The organism is Neochlamydia sp. TUME1 (assembly GCF_000813645.1).
Taxonomy (GTDB): Bacteria; Chlamydiota; Chlamydiia; order Chlamydiales; family Parachlamydiaceae; genus Neochlamydia.
Genome location: NZ_JRXI01000091.1, coordinates 1 through 5,428, shown reverse-complemented (window position 1 = coordinate 5,428; position 5,428 = coordinate 1). Strand labels below are relative to the sequence as shown.

Here is a 5,428-nt window from a genome sequence, read left to right as displayed (position 1 = left end):
CGGAATGTGGGTTAAAAGTTGGTTTTAAATGAGTTTTCCTTATTCCCCAGCTTCAATAATTATATCCCCTTGCTCTGGTTGTCTGCTATGCTTTTTTGAAATCTTCCTTTTTAGCTTTCTTTTCTTTATGAGCCTTGCAATCTTTTCTTCGAATAATTCTTATCTGCATAATATGCCTTTGCATAATCTAATAAAGCACTTCAAATAAGCCGTTTCTATTACAGCTCATTCTATAACTTTTAAAAACATGATTTGTTAAGAAGATTTTGCAGCCATAGGACTACTGGGCAGAATTCCTGAATATTCTTTATAGCCAAAAACATTAACTCGCGCATTCTTTCTATTCTGCGGCTTAGGTTTCACAACAATATCAATATCTTGCCCGAGTAAATTTAAGAAATGTAGTAAGCGTTCTATGGAGAAACCTGCCAGCTTTCGATGCAACAATGCAGATACTTTGGGTTGATTGATTTGCATAATTATTGCAGCTTTCTGCTGGGTAAGCTTTCTTTTTTTTATAATATTGTCAATTTCCCATGCCAATTCGGCTTTAGTAAGTTCTTCTTCTGCGTTAGCAACTCCAATATCTGCAAAAATATTGTCACTACTAATTTCAAATTCAATTCCTTCTATCTTTTGTTGTTTTTTTCTAATGACCATGTTAGTTAACCTCTTAATTTAAGCATGTCAAGCCATTCTTTGTATTTTTGATGTGCAGTTCTCAATCTTTGCTCAACTAGATCAATCTCTTGCTTTGGAGTTTTAATGCCCGTCTTTGATTTTTTTTGAAAAGTATGAAGAATAATAACAGCTTTTTCCATTTGAACCGTATACACTGTTCGATAGGTACCTCGGGCATCACTTTGGACGATTTCAATAACGGAACCACCTCCAAATCCCTTAAGAGGTTTAGCGTCTCTATGTTTTTCACCTTTTTGAGCAATGTATAAAGCGTGACCCATCTCGTTCCTCACTCCATCAGGAAATTCCATAAAGTCTTTTTTGCTAGATCCAATCCAAATAATCGGTCTTTTTTGATCCATCATCCCTCCACATAGGGATTATCCCAAAATTGGGATAATCTCTCAAGATGAATCTAATAGCCAATTATAAAAAAGATTTAGATTTTCTCTACAACTTATATTTCCCAGCAAAAAAATAATTAGGAATTTTGAACACTAATCAAGTAAGACGTTTTCTTTAAAGGTTTAAATTAAAAGACTAAAAGCTATGCAAATAGATGCGCAAAACGGTAATTATTTAGGATTAATAGCTTAGAATGGGTGAGGGGATAGGGTTAGTTGACCTTATTGACCAAGCAGTAGGTGATGAGGCGAAAATAAGGCTCTAACCTATGGGTAAGCTGTTAAATGCATGATCTTAAACGGATTGGAATTTGAAAGTCGGACGCTTTACATGTATTCTGAGTACTTTGAAGACAAACCCATCGATCATTTGCTAGGTACGCCAGTTATCCCTGAGCGAATTGATGATAATGTTTTAGGGAGGATGGAAACTATGAGAGCCTATCAGAACAATGGTGAAAACTTCCGCAAACGCCAACAGCACGCTGGGTGTTTTTCTGTTTTCTAGGCCTGCATACGGTCTTTATTGACCGTAATAAATTGAAAATTACCGATCTGAAATAACGTCATATAATTATTCTTAGATACTTAAGACTTCCTTACCAAAAATTTTATTATTCTGAAACGTAGTGAGAAATCATGGTTTTGAGCATATTTGTCAATTTTATGGTGTAAATCCATACACTTTTTGTCAATTATACAAGGAAAAATTTATTTAGAAGGCTAATTTCTTAAAAAACTGCCAGACTAGGCTATTAATAATAGTAAGAAAATAGGCAAGAAGGAGATCTTAGTGAGGCAATTTCAATAAAAACCTATAATGGTAATAATAGCATTATCAACGAGCTTCATTTTTTTAAGGAAAATCTGGCCAATTTTCTTAATTCTTTCGATGCTGGCTAGTGGCACATTTATCTAAGAATAATTCTCTTAGGTTTTCCGTTCATAGGATTTCCATCTCCTTCACCTTAATCCTAAGGACAAATATATTCTAATTAATTACGACAGGAGCAACCACCAGTGATATAAAGAGATTAGCAAATATCATAAGAGGCAAGGCAAAAACCGTTTTTTTTCCTTCATACGGTAAGCAGCTAGGTTGCGTTAAACTGCCTTTGGAAAAGATACAATTTCCTGATCTTCAAGCATTTATATAACATAACATATATTATCAGACGTTACATTTATGAAGATTTCCTTGTTACGTGGCTGATTCCCAGTAGCTAAATGAAGGACCTTTTTTCTTCCCGTTGCGCTCTTATAAACCACTTAAGTTGGCTCCGTTTATTTTACTGCTAACAAAATGTTATTCAAGCGTAAGATTGACCACTTGTGCTTCATCTACTCCATAAGTCCAGTTTCTTGCAGAGCTATTTAACTCATATAATGTTTTCATACTTCATAATCATTAACTGTAAAAAAGCAAACTTCTTATTTGTTGATCCCTAAATATTGTAAGATGAATCAAGTTTTAATCTAAGATAAAACTTTAATATAAATTATTTAAGATATGCTCTCACTCCTCCCTGCAGAGGGCTTCCTAAGATTTACTACCCTCTAGCTTGGCTTCCAATTAATACGTCAGAATAATAAAGATGATGCTCAAAGCTATTATAGTAAAAAACAGGAATATCTCTATTAAAGCAATCTAAACAAATCTGCTTTTTTATTTGTTCTAGGTTATCGACATGAAAAGTCAATTGCAACATTTCAACTTCCTCTTGTATGGCTTCAACTAAATGTAGTATACCTTCCTCTTGGGCGGGATCAATTCGACTAGTAATATTGTTTAAAGAGCTAGTATTCAATAAAACCACACGTCCTCTTGTATGTTCCAAAGTCTCATGAATTTCCTGTATTCTTGTCTCATATTCTGAGTCGGATTCCTGAAACATATCAATATTTTCTAATAAGTTTTTAACATTTATGTCTGCTATCTTCAATTGTTCATCCGTAATCATGTAGGAAAGCTGTGCTGCATTTTCATTACCTGAGATTTCTTGCTGATATCTATCCGTAAACCAGAGACGATTTAATCCCCTCAAGGAAGGATCAACGCCTCCGGAACAATCAAACCAATAAGCGGCCCCGTCCTTACTACTGAAAATCCCGCTTCCTACATGGTCAAAATTAGGTATTAAAAATACTTCCACATCAATTAAATACGGAGATTTATTAGAGGTAATCATGTTTAGGTAATGCAAATCAGATATTCTAAGTCGTTGAGCAATCTTTTCTAAAACACATAACTTTTTAAAGTAATCTTTTAATTCTTCATTATTAGCAATGGTATTGTTGTCTTGCGTATTTTTAAGTACGTCGCAATAGCTATAAAAGCTATCGGGCCTACTAAATTCATCCTCAAGATCAAGTACCTTATATGTCCCAAATCCAAAAGTGTTTAATAATCCTCTATCTTCATCACATAATAATAATTCAGGTAACATAGAACGGGGCTTGTAAATAATTTCCTCCCCACTCCCAAAAATCAACTTAAAAGGTATTTTGCCTTTACAGTGAGTTTCCTTTCCTACAGCCAACATTTCTACAAGAGTGTCGTCTTCTGTTATATTAAAATACCTCAAATTTCCCTGATTAATATCTCTTTCTACTCTGTTCTTTATTTGGTTAATGAAGGACACAAAATTAGAAAGAATGTTTTCAATCATTATAATTTTAGAGCTTTCTAACGCTTCCTCCATATTAACTACATCTAATATTTTCTCAGACAAGTGTTGAAGAAAACTATCTCTACTCTCTGAGCCTAATTGGACAGTAATTACGCTTGATATAAGATAAGCTTTAATAAAATTATTTACATATATCTTCGCTTCTCTATCTTTATCTACCTTTATATAAGCGTGAGTATTTTGAACAACTTTTTTTATAGAAAATAAAGGTAGGGCGGGTTTCCTAAAAGAATATAAAGCGTAAGCTCCTCCTAATAAAAAAATTCCACTTATCGAGGAGAAAAAAATCTTAGGATGTTGGCTTGGAAAATTTTTTACTTCGGAAAAAACATTTTTTGCGATTGCCTTTACATTTTCTAAGTTGCTCTGCTTATTCGCAATAATTTGAGGAACACAGTTGAAATTTATGAAAGGATATTTAAAAGAGAGGTAACTTACATTGTTTGAAGACATTTTAACCTTTTATGAAACATTAATAAAAAAATTTACATTTATTATAACCTAAATAATTTATTTTGTGAATATTTGTTTAATATTAAATATAATTTAATGCTTTTTTTAAAGGCAGGCCTAGGGAAGAGGAACTTTTGCCCTTGAGTTGGCTCATAAAAGTTCCTTAAAATTAGAAACTTAAGGTCTTCCTCATAAAACCAATATAATCTCAATCAATTGATATAATGATCAGTCACCTGGGGTGTAATTAAAAGTGTTGGCAAGATAAGGAAGGATTAATACCTCCTGAAAATGTAGCACAAAGAGGTTGCATATGCTTAACGAAAAAGAAGTTAATCATGTAGTAAATCGCTTAAAGAATCATCCCAACTTATTAGAATCCCTTATAGATTTATATTACCGAAAGAGTTAAAGGGATAAAAGTGGCGGATGATGCTAAATTTGCTCTTATTCCCGAAGTTAGAGGCTTAGGGAAAAAATGCCTAGAGGATTGGGCAAAGCATCAAGTAAATGAACAAGAAGCCAAGGCTCGGGAAATGAAATTAAGGCAGCACTCAAAAAAAGCTAAATTGACATACAACATTTGGGATAGTAGGTATGGAAGAGAGATGCTTCCTACAAGCAGGAAAATTGATTAGACCCTTGGCTAGATTGATTACCCAAAAGCATGCAAGCGAAATAGCTAAGCTAAAAAAAGAAACGTCGAGTCAAGAAGCAATTATTATCAGTGAAACAGATGAGAGTATGGTACCCATTGCGACGATGGACGAGATCGACAAACAAGTAAAAAAGATGCAAGAAAAATAAGAAAAGCATGTTAGAAAGAAGCCAAACTAAGTTTGGCAAGAGGCAAAGACAAAGCCAACCGCTTCTATGCTGGTAGTATTGGACCGGCAGAACAGCAGGTCAATAGATGCTAGAATGTGCTCTTATAGCGGGCATGAAAGAAGGCAGCTATGTGCATGCCATAATTGATGGAGCGCCCTGGATAGCTAAAGCAAATAAAACTAAAGTTTTGCAATCGATGCGGCCACTTAATTGATTTTTATCATCTATGTGGATATTTATCTTAAGGCTGCAATTTGGTGCAATATTTTTGATCTAAAAAAGTGGTTGGAAGAAAGTAAAGAGAAGCTAAAAGCTGGAAAAAGCCGAAAGGTTTTCAAAGAGATTGAAATTAAGTTCAAGGCGCTAGATCAT

The 5,428-nt window shown here is 34.0% G+C and carries 6 protein-coding genes; 3 read left to right on the top strand and 3 right to left on the bottom strand.

The features are described 5' to 3' along the window. Positions 1-255: 255 nt before the first annotated feature. Both DB41_RS04005 and DB41_RS04000 read right to left on the bottom strand, forming a co-directional pair. Positions 256-660: a helix-turn-helix domain-containing protein gene (locus DB41_RS04005; RefSeq protein ID WP_052243878.1), complete on the bottom strand. Its 405-nt coding sequence runs from the start codon at positions 658-660 to the stop codon at positions 256-258. Positions 661-665: 5 nt separating this feature from the next. Next, entirely contained in the window at positions 666-1,043 is a 378-nt protein-coding gene (locus DB41_RS04000) for a type II toxin-antitoxin system RelE/ParE family toxin (RefSeq protein WP_238578422.1), read from the bottom strand. A 331-nt stretch (positions 1,044-1,374) separates the two neighbouring features. Between DB41_RS04000 and DB41_RS12835 the strand changes: the two genes are divergently transcribed. Continuing rightward, positions 1,375-1,593, top strand: coding sequence for a DUF4277 domain-containing protein (locus DB41_RS12835; protein ID WP_039384592.1), 219 nt, complete (start codon positions 1,375-1,377; stop codon positions 1,591-1,593). A 1,042-nt stretch (positions 1,594-2,635) separates the two neighbouring features. Here the strand turns inward: DB41_RS12835 and DB41_RS03990 are convergent. After that, positions 2,636-4,228: a DUF4135 domain-containing protein gene (locus DB41_RS03990; RefSeq protein WP_039384590.1), complete on the bottom strand. Its 1,593-nt coding sequence runs from the start codon at positions 4,226-4,228 to the stop codon at positions 2,636-2,638. Positions 4,229-4,650: 422 nt separating this feature from the next. On the opposite strand from DB41_RS03990, the gene DB41_RS03985 reads away from it, so the two are divergent. Continuing rightward, the gene (locus DB41_RS03985) at positions 4,651-4,866 is read left to right on the top strand and encodes a hypothetical protein (protein WP_039384589.1); all 216 of its coding nucleotides are present in this window, start codon (positions 4,651-4,653) and stop codon (positions 4,864-4,866) included. Next, positions 4,859-5,035, top strand: coding sequence for a hypothetical protein (locus DB41_RS11620; RefSeq protein ID WP_155117575.1), 177 nt, complete (start codon positions 4,859-4,861; stop codon positions 5,033-5,035). Before DB41_RS03985 ends, DB41_RS11620 begins: the two co-directional genes overlap by 8 nt. The last annotated feature ends 393 nt before the right edge of the window (positions 5,036-5,428 follow it).

Excerpts from the sequence above, each read along its gene's own strand:
- DB41_RS04005 (WP_052243878.1), bottom strand. The coding sequence starts at position 660 with ATGGTCATTAGAAAAAAACAACAAAAGATAGAAGGAATTGAATTTGAA.
- DB41_RS04000 (WP_238578422.1), bottom strand. The coding sequence starts at position 1,043 with ATGGATCAAAAAAGACCGATTATTTGGATTGGATCTAGCAAAAAAGAC.
- DB41_RS12835 (WP_039384592.1), top strand. The coding sequence starts at position 1,375 with ATGATCTTAAACGGATTGGAATTTGAAAGTCGGACGCTTTACATGTAT.
- DB41_RS03990 (WP_039384590.1), bottom strand. The coding sequence starts at position 4,228 with ATGTCTTCAAACAATGTAAGTTACCTCTCTTTTAAATATCCTTTCATA.